At 58.4% G+C, this 18,664-nt stretch carries 15 protein-coding genes; 8 read left to right on the forward strand and 7 right to left on the reverse strand.

Features of this window, described 5'->3' with window-relative positions; translation table 11 throughout:
• Window positions 1-2: 2 nt before the first annotated feature.
• Both ACMYSO_RS20380 and ACMYSO_RS20385 read right to left on the reverse strand, forming a co-directional pair.
• Window positions 3-1,247: a mechanosensitive ion channel family protein gene (locus tag ACMYSO_RS20380; protein ID WP_434667320.1), complete on the reverse strand. Its 1,245-nt coding sequence runs from the start codon at window positions 1,245-1,247 to the stop codon at window positions 3-5.
• Window positions 1,248-1,322: 75 nt separating this feature from the next.
• Window positions 1,323-2,750 carry an MFS transporter gene (locus ACMYSO_RS20385; protein ID WP_434667323.1) on the reverse strand — a complete coding sequence of 476 codons (1,428 nt, stop codon included), beginning with the start codon at window positions 2,748-2,750 and terminating at the stop codon, window positions 1,323-1,325.
• A 109-nt stretch (window positions 2,751-2,859) separates the two neighbouring features.
• On the opposite strand from ACMYSO_RS20385, the gene ACMYSO_RS20390 reads away from it, so the two are divergent.
• Window positions 2,860-3,738 (forward strand): helix-turn-helix transcriptional regulator, encoded by an 879-nt coding sequence (locus ACMYSO_RS20390; RefSeq protein WP_434586004.1) that lies wholly within the window; start codon window positions 2,860-2,862, stop codon window positions 3,736-3,738.
• 18 nt (window positions 3,739-3,756) lie between these two features.
• Complete coding sequence (locus ACMYSO_RS20395; RefSeq protein ID WP_434667326.1) at window positions 3,757-4,800, forward strand: DUF2157 domain-containing protein; 1,044 nt, start codon at window positions 3,757-3,759, stop codon at window positions 4,798-4,800.
• Here the strand turns inward: ACMYSO_RS20395 and nfsB are convergent.
• From nfsB to ACMYSO_RS20410, 3 genes are all read right to left on the reverse strand, one after another.
• Complete coding sequence (gene nfsB, locus ACMYSO_RS20400) at window positions 4,797-5,450, reverse strand: oxygen-insensitive NAD(P)H nitroreductase (protein ID WP_434667329.1); 654 nt, start codon at window positions 5,448-5,450, stop codon at window positions 4,797-4,799. The genes ACMYSO_RS20395 and nfsB overlap by 4 nt on opposite strands.
• A gap of 124 nt (window positions 5,451-5,574) precedes the next feature.
• Window positions 5,575-5,955, reverse strand: coding sequence for an MmcQ/YjbR family DNA-binding protein (locus tag ACMYSO_RS20405; protein ID WP_434586001.1), 381 nt, complete (start codon window positions 5,953-5,955; stop codon window positions 5,575-5,577).
• Window positions 5,955-6,536, reverse strand: coding sequence for a TetR/AcrR family transcriptional regulator (locus ACMYSO_RS20410; RefSeq protein ID WP_434667332.1), 582 nt, complete (start codon window positions 6,534-6,536; stop codon window positions 5,955-5,957). Before ACMYSO_RS20410 ends, ACMYSO_RS20405 begins: the two co-directional genes overlap by 1 nt.
• A gap of 189 nt (window positions 6,537-6,725) precedes the next feature.
• Here ACMYSO_RS20410 and ACMYSO_RS20415 point away from each other — a divergent pair, with 189 nt between their 5' ends.
• The 3 genes from ACMYSO_RS20415 to ACMYSO_RS20425 all read left to right on the forward strand — a co-directional run bounded on the left by ACMYSO_RS20415 (window position 6,726) and on the right by ACMYSO_RS20425 (window position 9,914).
• On the forward strand, window positions 6,726-7,826 hold the full coding sequence (locus ACMYSO_RS20415) for an MBL fold metallo-hydrolase (protein WP_434667335.1): 1,101 nt from the start codon (window positions 6,726-6,728) through the stop codon (window positions 7,824-7,826).
• Window positions 7,827-7,858: 32 nt separating this feature from the next.
• The gene (locus tag ACMYSO_RS20420) at window positions 7,859-8,200 is read left to right on the forward strand and encodes a RamA family antibiotic efflux transcriptional regulator (protein WP_123755857.1); all 342 of its coding nucleotides are present in this window, start codon (window positions 7,859-7,861) and stop codon (window positions 8,198-8,200) included.
• A gap of 121 nt (window positions 8,201-8,321) precedes the next feature.
• The gene (locus ACMYSO_RS20425) at window positions 8,322-9,914 is read left to right on the forward strand and encodes an alpha/beta hydrolase (protein ID WP_434667338.1); all 1,593 of its coding nucleotides are present in this window, start codon (window positions 8,322-8,324) and stop codon (window positions 9,912-9,914) included.
• Here the strand turns inward: ACMYSO_RS20425 and ACMYSO_RS20430 are convergent.
• Complete coding sequence (locus tag ACMYSO_RS20430; RefSeq protein ID WP_434667341.1) at window positions 9,873-10,121, reverse strand: DUF1158 domain-containing protein; 249 nt, start codon at window positions 10,119-10,121, stop codon at window positions 9,873-9,875. The two genes, ACMYSO_RS20425 and ACMYSO_RS20430, sit on opposite strands and share 42 nt — an antisense overlap.
• A gap of 502 nt (window positions 10,122-10,623) precedes the next feature.
• Here ACMYSO_RS20430 and ACMYSO_RS20435 point away from each other — a divergent pair.
• The 3 genes from ACMYSO_RS20435 to ACMYSO_RS20445 are packed head-to-tail and all read left to right on the forward strand — an operon-like array spanning window position 10,624 to window position 17,589.
• On the forward strand, window positions 10,624-13,347 hold the full coding sequence (locus tag ACMYSO_RS20435; RefSeq protein WP_434667344.1) for a cation-transporting P-type ATPase: 2,724 nt from the start codon (window positions 10,624-10,626) through the stop codon (window positions 13,345-13,347).
• Between the two features lie 56 nt (window positions 13,348-13,403).
• Complete coding sequence (locus ACMYSO_RS20440; protein WP_434667347.1) at window positions 13,404-14,492, forward strand: efflux RND transporter periplasmic adaptor subunit; 1,089 nt, start codon at window positions 13,404-13,406, stop codon at window positions 14,490-14,492.
• A gap of 4 nt (window positions 14,493-14,496) precedes the next feature.
• Window positions 14,497-17,589: an efflux RND transporter permease subunit gene (locus ACMYSO_RS20445; RefSeq protein ID WP_434667350.1), complete on the forward strand. Its 3,093-nt coding sequence runs from the start codon at window positions 14,497-14,499 to the stop codon at window positions 17,587-17,589.
• A gap of 70 nt (window positions 17,590-17,659) precedes the next feature.
• On the opposite strand, the gene ACMYSO_RS20450 is transcribed toward ACMYSO_RS20445, so the two are convergent.
• Window positions 17,660-18,385, reverse strand: coding sequence for a phosphodiester glycosidase family protein (locus tag ACMYSO_RS20450; protein ID WP_434670850.1), 726 nt, complete (start codon window positions 18,383-18,385; stop codon window positions 17,660-17,662).
• Window positions 18,386-18,664: the final 279 nt, after the last annotated feature.

The raw sequence follows: 18,664 nt of genomic DNA on the forward strand, positions 1-18,664 counted from the left end.
TGTTAGCTCCTGCCCACCGCCGCTAACGAGCGGATATCGTTGCCGGTCGGCGACTGATGGATCCGCAGGCCAAATTCGTCAACCACGGCGAAGATGTGGTCGAAAATATCGGCCTGAATTTCCTCATACTCAGCCCACACTACCGTGCTGGTGAAGCAGTAAATTTCGATCGGCAGGCCGTCGGCGTCCGGCGCTAGCTGGCGAACCATCATCGTCATATCTTTGCGCAGCCGCGGGTGATTGCGGAGATATTCCTGCAAATAGGCACGAAAAGTACCGATATTGGTCATCTTTCTCAGGTTTAGTATCGAACTGTCGGCGGCGTGCTGCTGATTCCACTCGCTGATTTCCTGATGGCGTGAATCCATGTAGGGCTTAAGCAGTTTTGCCTGAATTAGGCGCTGCTGCTCCTGTTCATCAAGGAAATGGATGCTGGTGGTATCGATATTCAGGCTGCGCTTAATGCGCCGACCGCCCGAGGCGGACATGCCGCTCCAGTTTTTAAAGGAGTCTGAAACCATCGACCAGGTGGGGATGGTGGTAATGGTGTTATCCCAGTTACGCACCTTCACGGTGGTCAGGCCAATATCAATCACCGCGCCGTCGGCGCCGTATTTCGGCATCTCCAGCCAGTCGCCGAGTTTCAGCATGTCGTTGGCGGAGAGCTGAATCCCGGCTACCAGGCCGAGGATTGGGTCTTTAAAGACCAGCATCAATACCGCGGCCATGGCGCCCAGGCCGCTGATCAGAATGGCCGGCGACTGACCAATCAGCAGCGAAATCACCAGAATGCCGATGATAATGGCGCTGACCAGCTTAATCCCCTGGAAGATCCCTTTGAGCGGAAGCTGCGAGGCGGTGGCGAACTTCTGCGATAAATTGAACACCACATCGAGCAGCGAAAAGAAAGAGAGCAGGGCATAGATCATCACCCACAACTGGGCGGCGGTGGTGACGATATCGGCAGCTTCACTGCCTTTTTGTAGCCACAGGACCGCCTGAACATTGACGATAATCCCTTGCAGGGTAAAGGCCAGACGGTGAAACAGTTTATTCTGAGTGATGATTTGCAGCCACAAATGGCTACTGGCCCGCGCGCGTTTTTCGAAGGCGCGCAACACCACTTTGTGCAGTATGAAATGAACGACGATCGCCGTCAGTAAAATAATGCCGAAGATAATGACGAGTGAAGTAGTTGCGGTGATTTTGATGCCTAATGCGGCAATTTGCGATATTAATTCCTGCATAACGTCTCCTGTACATCCAGCGGTTATGATGACCGCTGGATGTATATTATGCAAATCAGACGTGATGCGCCGGGTTTACGAGGCGGCCGCCACCGGGTGAACGCTCAGATGATGGCGCATTCGCAGGGCAATGGCGCCTAATAGCAGCATCATCACCACCTCTACAGCCAGGAAGTCGATCAGCGCCTGGGGATAGTTACCGCCGCTGCACTGGGCGAGGGTTAAAAACAGCGAACCGAGGATCGCCGGGCCTAATCCCAGCGTTGCCTGCTGCAGGGTGCTCAGAATCGCGCTGCCGGCACCGGCATCGCAGGCGCTAATATCGCGCATTCCGATACGATAGAAGCTATTAACGATCAGCGCCTGGCCGTAGCCGATAAGCGCGGTCGACGGCACCATCGCCAGCGCGGCGGTGTGCTGGCCGAAGTGTTGAAAGGTGGCTATCAGCAGGAGCAGGCCGGCTATCTGTATCCCCAGACCGGTCAGCAGAATGCGTCCCATGCTGTAGCGCGCAATCAGCTTCGGTGTATATAACGCAGAGACAAAATAGGCGATCCCAAGGGCGATAAAGCTGTTGCCCGACTGCCACGGGGACATCCCCAGTCCGGACTGCATCGTCAGCGCCATGCAGAACATAAAGCCGGACCAGGCGCTAAAGAACAGCAGGGCGATCGCCATACCGAAACGGATGCTGGTGAGCTTCAACAAGCGTGGGGGCAGCAGTGGCTGCTCGCCGCGGTGCTGTTTACGCAGCGCGCTTATCCGCATCCAGACCAGCAGCGGCAGCACCGCCAGCAGCATCAGCTGTAACGTCCAGGGCCAGTGCAGCTCCGGGCCCAGCGCCATTGGAAACAGCAGGCAGCAGAGGATCAGCGCCAGGCTGAAGGTACCCTGCCAGTCAATGGCGGCGTGGGCCTCACGCCGGGTTTCCGGCACAAAGCGCTGACTAAACGCCAGTACCAGCAGACAGATCGGGACATTAATAAAGAACGCGTTACGCCAGCCCAGCCCGGCGATATCGGCCGATACCAGCCAGCCGCCGCCCATCTGCCCGACAATAAACGCAATCCCGCCGATCCCGCCGTACAGGCTAATGGCGCGGGCATGGGCGGTCCCTTTCAGGGTGACGTGCAGGGTGGCGAGAACCTGCGGCACGATCAGCGCCGCCCCTGCGCCCTGCAGCGTGCGGGCCGCCAGCAATTCGCCGATGGAACCCGCCATGCCGCACAGGAGAGAAGCGAGGCCAAAAAGCACCACGCCCCACATAAACAGCCGACGGCGGCCGTAGTTATCGCCCAGCTTGCTGCCCATCGCCAGGCACACCGCAAACGAGACGCCGTACAGCGCCACAATCAGCTCCAGTTGGGTGGCGCTGGCATCGAGGGAGTGGGTAATCGAATCCAGTGCGACGTTAGTAATTGAGGTGTCGATCAGCGGCAGCATCTGGCCGGTCAACAGCAGCAGTAAACCGGCACGGCCGGGTGAAACAGCAGACGAATTCATCGGATCGCTCCATTGCGTCATTCAGCGGATGGTCGTAGCATTACCGATAAATTAAACGGGTACCAGTTCCTGTCTATACTGGTATTGGTACTACCATGCTGGAGGATATATGACGGGAATGCCGCAACGGGAAGCACTGTCAATCGCACCCGATGACAGCCGTAAGCAACTGGGGGCATTTCTGCGCGCCCGCCGCGAGAGTCTGGATCCGCAACGGCTTGGTCTGCCGCGGGTCGGACGGCGGCGCACGCCGGGTCTACGCCGTGAGGAAGTCGCAATGCTGGCGGATGTCGGCGTCACCTGGTACACCTGGCTGGAGCAGGGGCGCGAGGTGAACCCGTCGGAAGCGGTGCTGGTGGGGGTGGCGAACGCCCTGCAGTGCAGCCCGCTGGAAACCCGCCACCTGTTCGTGCTGGCCGGCCTGACGCCACCGGAGGCGCCGTCGGCTGCAGTCTGCGATGCCATCAGCCCGGGAACCCGGCGGCTGATTGACAGCCTGATGCCGCAGCCGGCGAGCATTCAGAAACCCAACTTCGATATTGTCGCGTGGAACGACAGCTTTTGCCGCCTGATGGGGATTGATTTCGCCCAGCTCGCCGAAGAAGACCGCAACTGTATTTATCTCTATCTGACCAACGACATCTGGCGCAGCCGCATCGAAAACCGTGATGTACTGCCGACCTTTGTCTCCTATTTCCGCGCGGCGATGGCCGAACATCGGGGCGATCCGCTGTGGGAGAATAAACTGGCGCGCTTCTTTGCCGCCTCCGCCGAGTTTGAAACGCTGTGGCACCAACGTTATGAAGTCCGCGGCGTGGAGAATCAGGTCAAACACTTCAACCATCCGCAGCTCGGGCGTTTCAGTCTGCAACAGATGTACTGGTATTCCGCCCCGCGTAATGGCGCGCGGCTGCTGGTTTATCTGCCGATGGACGAGTCTGGCGAACAGGCGCTGGCATGGCTGGATAAGCAGGATGCACTCTACTGATAACCACAGGGAACGCAGATGAACGTAACCAGGAAACAACATCGGGTGATTGCCCGGGCGCTGGATGAGTGGCAGTCCGCAGGGGCGTTGAGCGAGGCAGAACGCCAGCGGCTGGCGGGCACGCTGGAGGTGACGCCTTTTGACTGGCAGCGCCTGAGCCGCTACGCCTTCTGGACGGCGCTGGCCTGCCTGTTGATCGCGTTGGGCAGTCTGTTTGCCGACAGCGATCTGCTGGCCTGGCTGGCCGTTTTGTTCCGTGATTCGGCGCTGGCGCGGATCGTACTGCCGGCGGCAATTGCGCTCGGTTGCTACCTGTGGGGCTTTCGCCGCCAGCGGCGAGAGCTGCACTGGCACTACAGCACCGAAGCGATTCTGTTTGTCGGGGTGGTCTTTACCGCGGTGGCCATTTGGCAACTCGGCGAGCGGCTGGATAACGGCAGCGGCCACATCGCACCGCTGTTTCTGGTGGGCTGCGCTATCTATGGCGCCATTGGTATCGCCGCCCGCTCCGGGCTGGTGTGGCTGTTTTTCCTGCTGGCGTTGGGCAACTGGTTTGGCGCGGAAACCGGCTATGTGTCGGGGTGGGGAGCTTACTGGTTAGGCATGAGCTACCCGCTGCGCTTTGTGCTGTTTTCCGGGGTGATGCTGGCGCTGTGCTGGCTGTTACGCCACTGGCTGCAGCAGCGTCGCCTGCTGACCGTCAGTAAAGCGATGGGGTTGACCTGGCTGTTTATCGCCCTGTGGATCCTGTCGATATTCGGCTATCACGACCCCGACCATTGGTACAGCATTTCTCAGGCGCAGCGGCTGCCGTGGGCGCTGTTATTTGGTATTGCGGCGGGGATCTGTATCTACATCAGTCTGAAAACCGAGGACGGGATGCTGCGCGGGTTTGGCCTGACGTTCCTCGGCATTAACCTCTACACCCGTTTTTTCGAATATTTCTGGGAGAGTATGCACAAGGTGGTGTTCTTCCTGATCCTGGCGGTATCGCTGGCGATCCTGGGGCGGTATGCCGAGAAAATCTGGCACGCCGGCGAGCGGCGTGCGCGGGAGGGTTAAATCTCGGTGATGGTCGTCGCCTGTGGCAGGCGTGATTTCGGCAGTGCGGCGTTGAAATCTTCGACGCTGTGGTGGCCCACCGGGACGATGACCACGCTGGTGAAACCTTGTTCGGTTAAGCCAAATTCGGCATCAAGGATTGCGGCATCGAAGCCTTCTACCGGCACCGCGTCAAGCCCCAGGGCCGCCACGCCGAGCAGGAAGTTACCGACGTTAAGGTAAACCTGTTTCGCCATCCAGTGATTGTCGTCCTGCAGCTCTTTGCGGTGCATATCAGCAAAGAACACGCGGCCTTTATGGTTCGCGGCTTTGGCTTCCGGGCTGGCGAAACGGCCGTCGGCCTCTTCCTGGTCAACCACGCGGGTCAGCCAGGCATCGTCCATTGCGGTTTTCGCACAGAACACCACCACGTGAGAGGCATCGAGGATTTTGCGTTCGTTGAAGACGTAGGTGCCGCTGGCGGCTTTCGCGACCCGCGCTTTCCCTTCGTCGGTGCTGGCGACAATAAAGTGCCACGGCTGAGAGTTGGTGCTCGACGGGCTGAATTGCAGCAGGGTTTTCAGGCCGTTGGCTTCCGCCTCAGTCAGTTTTTTCGAGGCATCAAAGGCTTTCGTGGAGTGGCGCTTTAAGGCGACGGAGATAATATCCATAACTCTTCCTCACTGCTTATGCTCAAGGTAATTTGAGTGCTCCCGGACGGAGCGGTTAGTGACAGAAGAGTACAGCGAAGGCGAGGGAATGATAAGAGACAAAAATGCGATAACACTTATCGTGTTAGCCTGAAAATCGCTCCGGGCGCAGCCGTTTCTGATCGCGTTTTGCCAGCTTGTTTACCACCTGATGCCAGGAATCATCAACCAGTTCAGCCAGCAGATCCTCGCTGATATCCTCGCCGGGCACGACCGTGATCCAGTGCTTTTTATTCATGTGGTAACCCGGCTCAATGCTGCGGTAAATCTGTTGATTGAGCAGGGATTTTTGCGGTTCGGCTTTCAGATTGACCAGCGCACGACCGCGCAGGGTCATGGTGATCATAAAAATGCGCCCGCCCACTTTAAAGACGTCGTACTCCGGGCCAAACGGCCAGCAGTGCTCGGTAAACGGGTAGGCCAGGGCCAGACGATGGGCGCTGGCGTGCAGCGAGATATTATCCATTATTCATCTTTCACGTGGAGGGCCAGCCACATGGTTTCAAACCCGAGGGCAATGATTTCAGGCGCCCGTTTCACGTCATGGCTGGCAAATTCGATGGTGGTTTCCGCCAGAGAAAGGAACAGCGCATCGCCAAAGGCACCGAAGGTTTCACTCTGAAAGACCGGTTTAACGGAGGTCTGGCACATCTCGTTGAGTTCGGGAAACATCTCTTTGACCCGGGCCCGGGTTTCGTCGGTGATGCGCTCGCTCAGCGACATCCGGCGGATCGCTTTGTGCTCCATCGGGTGGCGAATACTCCAGTCGATATAGCTGTTCCAGATGTTGCGGGCGTTCTCTTTCGGCCGTTTTTCATTTGGCGTCAGCCCGCTCACCATCGACTGGACTAAGCCGCTTTTAATCGCGAGGTACAGTTCGTTGAGTAACTCATCCTTGGTGGCGAAATAGCGGAACAGCGTTCCCTCGGCCACCCCGGCGCTGCGGGCAATGGCGGAGGTTGAGGCGGCGATGCCCGACTGGGCAAAGGCGGCGGTTGCGGCCTCCAGTAACGCTTGCTTTTTATCTTCACTCTTAGGACGAGCCACTACAATTTACCTCACATGTGATGAAACCCCGATCTAAGCATGTCTGGACATGCCACTGCAACGGTGTATGTCAAAAATTGAAAATCGTCTTGACGACTTTCGCTGCTTTCCTAATAATGAGTGCTTACTCACTCATAATCAAGTGTTATCACCCAACCCTCAGGATAGAGGGTTTCATCTGGTCAGGTTATGAACCGTGTCACTCTAAGCGTGGTCGCCATCATGTTATTAGCCTCAGCAACCGCTTTGCCGTTTGTGTTAAATGCCGGGTTTGGTCGTGCGCCGCAGGGCGCTCAGCTTAGCCTGGTGGAACAGTCGCCGAACTATCGTGACGGCCAGTTCCATAATCAGCTGCCCACGCCAGGCTTTACCGGACAGAAAAATATGCTGGCCGCCTGGTGGGAGTTTCTGGTCGTTAAGCGTGAAAATGCGCGCCCGGCACAGCCGCTGCCGCTGGTGAAAACCGATCTTGCCAGCCTGCCGGTAGGGCAGGATGCGATGGTGTGGCTCGGCCACTCTTCCTGGTATTTGCAACTGGCCGGCAAACGAGTCCTGATCGACCCGGTCTTTAGCAACTATGCCGCACCGTTCTCTTTCCTCAATAAAGCCTTCCCCGGTGACTATCCCTGGCGGGCGGAGAACATGCCGGAGATCGATCTGCTGATTATCTCCCACGATCACTATGATCATCTCGATTACGCCACCATCAAAGCGCTGATGCCGAAAATCAAACGCGTGGTGACGCCGCTCGGTGTCGGCTCACATCTGCGTTACTGGGGAATGGACGGCGCGAAAATCAGCGAGGCTGACTGGAATGAAGCAGTACCGGTCAGTGATGAACTGACGGTCCACGTGCTGCCAGCGCGTCATTTCTCCGGGCGTGGGCTGAAACGCAATCAGACGTTGTGGGCCAGCTTTATGTTCGTCACCCCGCAGCAAAAGATTTACTACAGCGGCGACAGCGGCTACGGCCCGCACTTTAAAGCCATCGGCGAACAGTTTGGTGCCGTGGATCTGGCGATTCTGGAGAACGGTCAGTACGACCAGGACTGGAAATACATTCATATGATGCCTGACGAAACGGCGCAGGCCGCCGACGATCTGCGCGCTCGGGCGGTATTGCCGGGACACGCGGGGCGCTTTGTGCTGGCAAAACACAGCTGGGACGACCCGTACATCAAGCTGGCTGAGGCGAGTAAAGACCGACCATGGCGGCTGTTAACGCCGATGCAGGGCGAACCGGTTTGGGTTGCCGATCACACACAATCATTTCATCGCTGGTGGCGGTAATTGCCAGTGTGCTTCAACGGGGGAGAGAACTGATGACTATTTCCGCTCAGGTCATTGAGACGATTGTCGGCTGGATCGATGATAATTTGCATCAACCGCTGCGTATTGACGATATTGCTCGCCACTCCGGCTATTCGAAATGGCATCTGCAACGTCTCTTTTTACAGTACAAAGGGGAGAGTCTGGGGCGCTATATCCGCGAGCGAAAACTGCGGATGGCGGCGCGTGACCTGCGTGACACCGATCAGCGGGTCTATGATATCTGCCTGAAATACGGCTTTGATTCGCAGCAGACGTTTACCCGCATTTTCACCCGCACGTTCCATCAACCGCCGGGTGCCTACCGCAAAGATAACCACAACAGCGCCCACTAAAAGCCCGCCGCCGGGTAACCGGCGGAGCGTCAACGGACTTGTCATCGCTTTGCGTGTTATTGCAAATCATTACCATTTGCATTAGCGTTACTGGTAAATTCTGACAAGGATAAACCGGGCGATGAAGAGGGCATGGAGTGGTCTGCAGGTAGGGGAGAGTGCTCTGCCTGCGGCGGCGATCGACGGCGAGTCCCCCTCTCTGCAGGGGGAGTTGCAGGGAAAATTCGATGCCAGCGGTGAGGTCTGTTTTGATCTGCCGACGTTGGGTGTGAACTACGTCACGGCGACGATTTACGGGGTGACCGACGCCCGGTTACTGGATGAACATAACCGTCGCTTGCGTACCTTGCTGACCGACGGACCACCGGACGGTGAACAGTTGTTGCTGTTTTCCCTGCCAGTGAATCGTCCTTCGGCGTTGGTTTTCCACGGCCAGGAAGGGGCCCGCTGGCGTTTTTGCTGGCGGATGAAAGAGACTACCACGCTGAGCAAAAGCCAGACTCAGGATCCCATCAGCCCGCGTTTGCAGGCGCTGAAGCAGACCCTGGCGGCGGGCGGTTGTACGGCGTCTTTCTGGCACGAGCGTGAGCTTGAAGGCACGCCGATGGTGGAGCCGGTCGATGCAGAGTACAAGCGGGTCACTTTCCTGTGGCGCGGGGCGCAGAACAATGTCTTCCTGCTGGGATCGCCCGCAGGAGAGCACGAGCCGCTATTCCGGCTTGGCGGTTCTGACGTCTGGTTTCGCAGCTATGTTGTCCCGGCCGATACGCTGATGCAGTATCAGCTGGCGCCGGATGTGCCGCGGGTTGACGGGGTAGGGGATGAGCTACGGCGAGCGATTTTCATCAGCGCTCAGGCCGATCCGCTCAATCCACACACGGTCAACCACGCCAGCGATCGCTGGGGCCGCCATTCTTTGCTGGCGCTGGATCCGGCACGCTACTGTACTCCACGCCGGATGGCGCAACCGCTGCGCTATGGCACCCTGACCCGCCACCACCTCCGCAGTGATTTTCTGCAAAATACCCGGGAAGTGCGGATCTATCGGCCACGCCTGCCGCAACCCGCGCGCTGGACGCTGCTGCTGCTTGATGGCAAAACCTATCAGGATGAATATCGCTTTGCTAACGTGCTGGACAATCTGATTGCCCACCATATGGTGCCGCCGGTGAACGTGGTGTTTATCGATAGCCTCGATCAGGCGCGACGGATGAAAGAGTTGCTGCCGAATCCCTTCTTTGCGGACTTTATGGCCCACGAACTGCTGCCGTGGTTACGCCAGCAGGGGCTGAACCTCACGCGGCAAAAAACTGTGGTGGCGGGCTCGAACTACGGCGGGCTGGCGGCATCCTGGGTGGCGCTGCGCTATCCGCGCCAGTTTGCCCATGTCCTCAGCCTGTCAGGAGCTTACTGGTGGGCGCCAAAAGATGAAGAGGCCTGTTGGTTAACGCGCCAGTATCAGCAGTCGCCGCGCTACCCGGTGCGTTTCTGGTTGCAGGCGGGCCGCTTTGAAAGCTCTGGGGCTAACGGCGGGGTATTCTGTCATACCCGCGCGTTTGAGCAGGCGCTGCGTGAAAAAGGCTATCGGGTCAGCTTCCATCCTTCTTCCAGCGGTCATGACTACGCCGCCTGGTGCGAGGCGCTGGTGGCCGGGATGCGTGATTTTACCGGCTTAGCGATCCAGCGAAAACCAGCGACGCCAGATCCAACGTAACGCCACATACTCGATCGTCCCCAGCATCAGGAACCACAGGCAAAAAAGCAGGGTGTAAAACTGGTTGAGATCCATCAGATGGAAGGTATCGACCAGCTTTTGTGCCAGCGTCAGCCCGAGTGAGGGCGCTGGCAGCAGTAAACATGAGAGCAGGGCCAGCAATAAAATACCGGCGGCAGACAGGAGCGTTTCAAGCGGATGCTTCATTATTTTGTTAATCATCAGTTAAAAAACATATTGTCCGGGAAAAAAACGGTTAACGCAATATGCTTTCCCTCGTTATTATTCTACGTTGTTCATCGTAGCTCTTATATTATTTATTCTCACCCCTTCGTTAATAAATTGAGTGTTATTTGTAATTAAATTAATAGCATTAAAATGTCAGTTAATGTCATTATCCGGATATCAGTTTTACAAAAGTATAGGTGCTATATCCCACCAGGGTGGCGATAATGATGGCTAGCAGGATGTACAGTGCCAGGCGGCGTCCGCGGTAGATTCCAAACATGTTAACCTCGTTTGATGATGGTTTAATATTACTCTGCGATATTTGCTGTGAAGAATTAACTTATCATAGTTTTTTAAATTTGCGAGAGTTTAAATATCGCACTAAACCACGTTAGTTCGTGTTCGTTTGCGATGTATTTATTCATTGGCCAGAAATGATTTCAGGCTTTCCGAATCACGGAATTTAAAAGGAAAACTTATTTTGACCAAAATGATGAACGCTAATAATACAACACCCGGCGGTGCTGGTACGCCTCGACAGGCGTACCAGCAGAGCGTTGACGAGGTGCTGATCGAGAAAAAAAGCTGCGCTGAGGGCCTGTGTAGCGCTGACGCGGCTGAGCGCCTGAAATCTTTTGGCCCTAACGCCTTACCTGAAAAGAAAAGCAAGCCGGCCTGGCTGCGTTTCCTCGCCCATTTTAACGACGTTCTGATCTTTGTCCTGCTGGCCGCCGCCGTGCTGACGGCCGCGATGGGGCACTGGGTGGATACCCTGGTGATCCTCGGGGTTACGGTGATCAATGCGCTGATTGGCCATGTTCAGGAGAGCAACGCCGAAAAATCGCTGCAGGGCATTCGTAACATGCTGTCGAGCAACGCGCGTGTGCAGCGTAACGGCAAGCACGAAACCCTGCCGACACGCGAGCTGGTGCCAGGCGATATCGTCATTCTGCGGGCGGGCGACCGCGTGCCGGCGGACATGCGCCTTATCGAAACTCACAACCTGCGGGTGGAAGAAGCCATTCTCACCGGCGAATCGACGGTGGTGGATAAAACCACTGCCGCGCTGCAAGGGGAGCTGCCGCTTGGCGACCGTACCAACATGCTCTTTTCTGGCACCACTATCAGCGCCGGCGGCGGCGTTGGCGTTGTGACCGAGACCGGGCAGGATACCGAACTTGGGCACATCAACCAGATGATGGCGGGCATTGAGAAGCACCGTACGCCGCTGCTGGTGCAGATGGATAAGCTGGGTAAAGCGATTTTCGTCATTATTCTCGCGATGATGGCCGCCCTGTTTGTCTTCAGCCTGGCGCTGCGCGATATCCCGATGGGCGAGCTGCTGCTGTCGCTGATTAGCCTTGCGGTGGCCGCCGTACCGGAAGGATTACCGGCCATTATATCTATTATCCTCTCGCTGGGCGTTCAGGCCATGGCGCGTAAACACGCCATTATCCGTAAGCTGCCAACGGTCGAAACCCTGGGGGCGATGACCGTGGTCTGCTCGGATAAAACCGGCACCCTGACAATGAACGAAATGACGGTGAAAGCGATTATCACCGCCGACTGCTGCTATCGGGTGGAAGGTAACAGCTACGAGCCACAGGGCAATATCTATCTCGAGGGCAGCAACGAGCCGGTACAGATTAAAGCGGGTAGCGTCCTGGATACGTATCTGCGCACCATCGACCTGTGCAACGACAGCCAGCTGATGCAGGATGCGCGCGGCCTGTGGGGGATCACCGGCGGGCCTACCGAAGGGGCGTTAAAAGTGCTGGCGGCGAAAGCCGGACTGCCGGCGGTGGCAACGCAGCTGGTGGCCAAAATTCCGTTCGACTCACAGTACAAGTACATGGCGACGCACCAGAAAATCGACCAGGAAGAGCGGGTGTTAATCACCGGCGCGCCGGACGTTATCTTTGCGATGTGCCGCCAGCAGATGACCAAGCAGGGCGTCGAGCCGTTCGAGCTGCAGTACTGGGAGAATGAGATATCCCGTTTCGCCAGCCAGGGGCTGCGCATGGTTGCCGCCGCGTGTAAACCGGCTGCAGCTGGCAGCACCACTCTGACCCATGATGACCTGCGCGAGGGACTGGTATTCCTCGGTATTGCCGGGATGATGGATCCGCCGCGCCCGGAGGCCATTGATGCTATCCATGCCTGCCAGACCGCAGGGATCCGCGTGAAGATGATTACCGGCGATCACCCGCAGACGGCGATGAGCATTGGCCAGATGCTGGGGATCACCAACAGCAGCCAGGCGATGACCGGCTATCAGCTGGAGCATATGGATGACCGCGAGCTGGCAAAAGCGGCGGTGGAGTACGATATTTTTGCCCGCACCAGCCCGGAGCATAAACTGCGCTTGGTGAAAGCGCTGCAGGACAGCGGCGAAGTGGTCGGGATGACCGGTGACGGCGTCAACGATGCCCCGGCGCTGCGCCAGGCCGACGTCGGTATTGCGATGGGCATCAAAGGGACCGAAGTGACCAAAGAGGCTGCCGACATGGTGTTGACGGACGATAACTTCGCCACCATCGCCAGTTCGGTCAAAGAGGGGCGTCGGGTCTACGACAACCTGAAGAAAACGATCCTGTTTATTATGCCCACCAACCTGGCTCAGGGGTTGCTGATTATCATTGCCCTGCTGGCGGGGAACATTATTCCGCTGACGCCGGTATTGATTCTGTGGATGAACATGGCGACCTCCGCCACGCTCTCCTTCGGCCTGGCGTTTGAAGCCGCAGAGCGCAATGTGATGCACCGCCCGCCGCGTAAAACCGGTCAGCATGTGATGGATGCCTTCGCCGTCTGGCGCGTGGCCTTCGTTGGCACCATGATTGCCGTTGCCGCCTTTATTCTTGAAGCCTGGCTTGCGCCACGCGGCCATAGCCCGGAGTTTATCCGTACCGTGCTGCTGCAGATGCTGGTCACCGCCCAGTGGCTGTACATGATTAACTGCCGCAGCAGCGAGAGCTTCTCGTTGAATATCGGCCTCCTGCGCAACAAAGGGATCTGGATGGTCAGCGGCGTGCTGCTGCTTCTGCAGCTGGCGATTATCTACCTGCCGTTTATGCAGACCATGTTTGGCACCGAGTCGCTGCCGCTGCGCTACTGGCTGATCACCCTGGTCATTGGTCTGGGGATGTTCCTGGTGGTGGAAGTTGAGAAGCGCCTGACCCGTCCGTTACGTAAAACCGTCTGACCCGCCAGCGCCCTCGCCATCCGGGGAGGGCGCTGCACCATCCGCAAGGAATCGCAATGAGAAAAATCATGCGCCTGGTCCTGGTGACCGTTGGCCTGGCCGGTTGTGCCTTAACGGCGACTGCAGCCCCCGCAACGCCGGTCCGTGCGACCACCGTCGAACGCCAGTCATATGCGGCTGAGCGCCAGATCCCCGGCCGTATCGAAGCAATTCATGACGTAGAAATCCGTGCGCGTACCGAAGGCAGTATTGTGCAGCGTCACTTCCAGGATGGGCAGTACGTCAAGCAGGGCGACCGGCTGTTTACCCTCGATGACGCCCAGCCGCGTGCCGCGCTGGCGCTGGCCAACGCCGAGCTGAAAAGCGCCCAGGCGTCATTACGCCAGGCCCAGCAGCTGCTGAACCGCTATCAGCAACTGAAAAATAACCACTCTATCAGCCGTAACGATGTCGATAACGCCCGGATGCAGCGTGATGTTGCCGCCGCCGTCGTTGAACAGGCCAAAGCCCGCGTGACGACGCAGCAAATCACCCTCGATTACACCCGAATCGACTCCCCGGTAAGCGGGCGCATCGGCTACAGCCGCTTTCATGTTGGCAGCCTGGTGGGGCCGGGCAGCGGCACGCTGGTCGATATCGTGCAGCTTGACCCGGTTCGCGTCTCTTTCGCCTTAGATGAAGCGGCGTTTTATAGCAAAGCCGGGCAGCATGCCGATATCAGCGCGCTGAAGCAGGCGTGGGTCGCGCAGATTGCCCCCGAGGGAAAGCGTGAGGAGGGGGTGCTGACCTCCGTTGATAACCGGATCGATAGCCGCACCGCTAGCGTGGTGCTGCGGGCGGAGTTCGCGAATCCGCAACATCGCCTGCTGCCGGGCGGCAGCGTGTCGGTGATTTTCAGCCCGCGTCAGCCGCAGGAGAGCCTGATGGTGCCGGTGGCGGCCGTCCAGCAGGATGCGCAGGGATTCTTTAGCTGGGTGGTAGCGGATAACGGCACCGTCGCCCAGCGTCGTTTAACGCTCGACGGACAGCAGGGACAGCAGTTTGTCGTCACCAAAGGGTTGAACGCCGGCGAGCGTGTGGTGACGGAAGGTGCTCAGCGCCTGCGTGACGGCGCCAGCGTTCAGCTGTTGAACCAGGGAAGGTAAAAGGATGCTAACGTTTTTTATTCGCCGTCCTCGTTTTGCGATGGTGATCGCGCTGCTGCTGACGTTTGTTGGCGCGGTGGCGCTGAAGGTGATTCCGGTTGAGCAATATCCACAAATTACGCCGCCGGTGGTGAATGTCAGCGCAAGCTGGCCTGGCGCCAGCGCGGCGGATGTGGCGGAGGCCATCGCCGCGCCGCTGGAAACCCAGCTCAACGGCGTGGACCATATGTTGTATATGGAATCCACCAGTTCCGATGAGGGCAACTACAGCCTGAGCCTGACCTTTGCCGCCGGCACCGATGCCGACCTGGCAGCGATTGACGTGCAAAACCGCGTCTCCCAGGCGCTGGCGCAGCTGCCTGCCGACGCGCAGCAGAACGGGGTGCAGGTGCGTAAGCGGGCGAGTAACCTGCTGATGGGCGTGAGCCTCTACTCACCGCTGGAAACCCTCTCGCCGCTGTTCGTCAGCAACTATGCCAGCACCCAGGTGCGGGAAGCGCTGGCTCGTCTGCCCGGCGTTGGCGAAGTGCAGATGTTCGGCGCCCGCGACTACAGCATGCGGATCTGGTTGCGGCCGGACCGCATGAATGCCCTAAACGTGACCACTGATGATATCGCCCAGGCGCTACGCGAACAGAACGTGCAGGGGGCCGCCGGCCAGGTCGGGACGCCGCCGGTGTTCAATGGTCAGCAGCAAACGCTGACCATCAACGGCATCGGTCGGCTGAACGATGCGCAAAGTTTTAGCCAGATTATTATTCGCAGTGGTGAACTGGGGCAACTGGTGCGCCTTAGCGACGTGGCGACCATCGAGTTGGGGGCGCGCAGCTACAGCTCCGGGGCGCAGCTGAACGGCAAAGACTCTGCCTATCTTGGTATTTACCCGACGCCGACGGCGAATGCCTTGCAGGTCGCGGCGGCGGTCCGCGCCGAGTTAACGCGCCTGCACAGCCGTTTCCCGGCCGATATGACCTGGGAGGTGAAGTTTGATACCACCCGTTTTGTGGCGGCGACGATCAAAGAGATTGGCGTCTCGCTGGCCCTGACCCTGCTGGCGGTCGTGGTGGTCGTCTCGCTGTTCCTGCAGAGCTGGCGGGCCACGTTGATCGTTACTTTGGCGATCCCGGTGTCGCTGATTGGCAGTTTTGCCGTGCTTTATCTGTTGGGCTACAGCGCCAATACCCTGAGCTTATTCGCCATTATTCTGGCCCTGACCATGGTGGTGGATGACGCCATTGTGGTGGTCGAAAGCGTAGAGACGAAGATGACCGAAGGGGTCGCTCGTCAAGAGGCGACGGCGCAGGCGCTGCGGCAGATCGCCGGGCCGGTGGTGGCCACCACCCTGGTCCTGCTGGCGGTGTTTGTGCCGGTGGCGCTGCTGCCGGGCATTGTTGGTGAACTGTACCGGCAATTTGCCGTCACCCTGTCGACGGCGGTAACGGTATCGAGCGTGGTGGCGTTAACTCTGACGCCGGCGCTGTGCGCGCTGCTGTTGCGCCCGCGCCCCGCTCAGCCGGCGGCGGTCTGGCGCGGGTTTAATCGTGGCCTTGATAAGGTCCGCGATGGCTATGGCGCGCTGATCGGGCGGATGAATCGTCGCCCGTGGCTGGCGCTGATGGCGACGGTGGCCGCCGCCGCGGTGGTGGTGTTCAGCTTTATGCATATGCCGAAGGGATTTTTGCCGCAAGAGGATCAGGGTTACTTCTTTGCCAGCGTGCAGCTGCCGGAAGCCGCGTCGCTGGAGCGCACGGAAGCGGTGATGACCCAGGCGCGCGAGCTGCTGCTGGCGAACCCGGCGGTCGAGGATGTGATTCAGGTTTCAGGTTTTAATATCCTTAACGGCACCAGCGCGTCCAATGGCGGGTTTATTTCGGTGATGCTGAAAGCGTGGGATCGGCGGCCGCCGCTGGAGACGGTGATGGACAAGCTGCAGGGCCAGCTGCTGGGCTTGCCGGAAGCGACGATCATGACTTTTGCGCCGCCGACGCTGCCGGGGTTGGGGACCGCATCCGGCTTTAATTTACGTATTCTGGCCGAGGACGGGCAGTCTCCGGCGGAGCTGGAACAGGTGACCCGTCAGGTGCTGCAGAAGGCGAACCAGCACCCGCAACTGAGCCGGGTGTTCACCACCTGGAGCAGCAATGTACCGCAGCTGACGCTCAACGTTGACCGTGACCAGGCGGCGCGGTTGGATGTGCCGGTATCGCGGGTCTTCAACAGCCTGCAAACGGCATTTGGCGGTACCCGCGTTGGCGATTTCAGTATCAACAACCGGGTGTACCATGTGGTGATACAAAACGAGATGCAATGGCGCGAGCGCGCGTCGCAGATCGGCGAGCTGTTTGTGCGCAGCAACAGCGGCGAGCGTATTCGGCTGAGCAATCTGGTGACGATCACGCCGACCGTAGGTGCACCGTTCATCCAGCAATATAACCAGTTCCCGTCGGTATCCGTCAGCGGTTCGGCGAGTGAGGGCGTCAGCAGCCGCACGGCGATGAACGCAATGGAGCAGATTTTACAGGCCCATCTGCCCCAGGGGTATGACTACGCGTGGAGCGGGATCTCGTGGCAGGAGCAGCAAACCGGGAACCAGGCGGTGTGGATCGTGCTGGCGGCGGTGGCGATGGCGTGGCTGTTCCTCGTGGCGCAGTATGAGAGCTGGACGCTGCCGGCCAGCGTCATGCTGTCGGTGCTGTTTGCTATCGGCGGGGCGCTGCTGTGGCTGTGGCTGGCAGGGTACGCCAATGATGTGTATGTGCAGATCGGGCTGATATTGCTCATCGCCCTGGCCGCCAAAAATGCGATTCTGATCGTTGAGTTTGCGCGGGCCAGGCGAGAAGAGGGGATGTCGGTGGTCGACGCCGCCCGCGAAGGGGCCACCCGGCGCTTTCGCGCGGTGTTGATGACGGCGGTGTCGTTTATCATCGGGATTATCCCGATGATGCTCGCCACCGGCGCCGGGGCCCAGAGCCGACGCATTATCGGCACCACCGTTTTCAGCGGTATGCTGGTAGCGACGGTGATTGGCATCGTGTTCATCCCGTCACTGTTCGTGCTGTTCCAGCGCCTGCGCGAGTGGGGCCATCGGCGGATGTAGGCGGTGCCACCAGGATTAGCCCGGCCTGCGCTATGCTGGGCCGGGCTATGGTCTGGTGGTACAGGCTGAGTTACTTACGCTCTACTGCGATCAGGGTGACGAACGGGTGGTACTGCCACGGTATGCTGCCGCCTTTCTGGTACATCTTTGAGATAGTGCCGTCGAGATAGAGCATCTGGCGCACGTTGAGGGTGGACTGCGCATAGCAGGCAAAATCATAGAAATTGGTTTCGCGCTCGCTCAGCATAAACACCACTTCTCCCTGGCGGTTAATTCCGACGCCGTTGCGCAGCTTGCGCGAACTGGCGGAAGGCTTTAGCCGCCAGTTGATCTTACCGTTTTCAATTAGCATCGGGCCGGACTGCACGGCGTAGGCGATCGCCGGTGAGGGCTTAAATTTATCGAGGCTGGCGATCCCTGCTTTTTGCCCCTGAAGATAAAACACCCCGCCGGGACGGATAAAAAAGTTGCCGCCGCCGGAGGCGCGGTTGAGCGGAATCTTCTGTACCCCTTTTTCGATATACAGCCCCAGCGGGGCGTAGGCCTTATCGTAAATGCCGCCGTTCATTGCCATCTGGATACGATCGGCCTGAGGGCTATCCGCCAGCAGCGCGCGCAGTGAGCCAAAGGCCTCGCCATCCGCTTTTTTCCAGTACATCACGATACGCTCGCTCTGTGGATTAACGGTATAGCTTTGTAGCGTCAGCGTGGGATCGGTGAGGGTACATTTCCCGCTGGCAACGGCGGGCAGAGAGACAAGCAGCAACGGCAGAAGGGTAGAGAAGCGCACGGTCATCGGGTCCTTAAGATCGGCAATAGCCGGCAGTATACCCGTCATACTTCAAGTTGCTTGGGTGTTGGCTACACCCGTTCACCTCAGTCATTTACCTGTGTAAGCTCCTGGGGATTTACGGCCTTGCCGCCTACAAGCAACTCGAATTATTTTGGGTATATATCCAGTCCTGAATTAATAACAGGATACAGATTATGAATTTATTTTATATAAAGTCACGCGCCGTGATGATATCGGCTGCAGGAAAACCGGCTGGTGCAATTCTGCAACAGAATTCCCGCT

This window comes from Klebsiella sp. B345 (genome assembly GCF_051131735.1).
In the GTDB taxonomy this organism is placed as follows: Bacteria; Pseudomonadota; Gammaproteobacteria; order Enterobacterales; family Enterobacteriaceae; genus Klebsiella.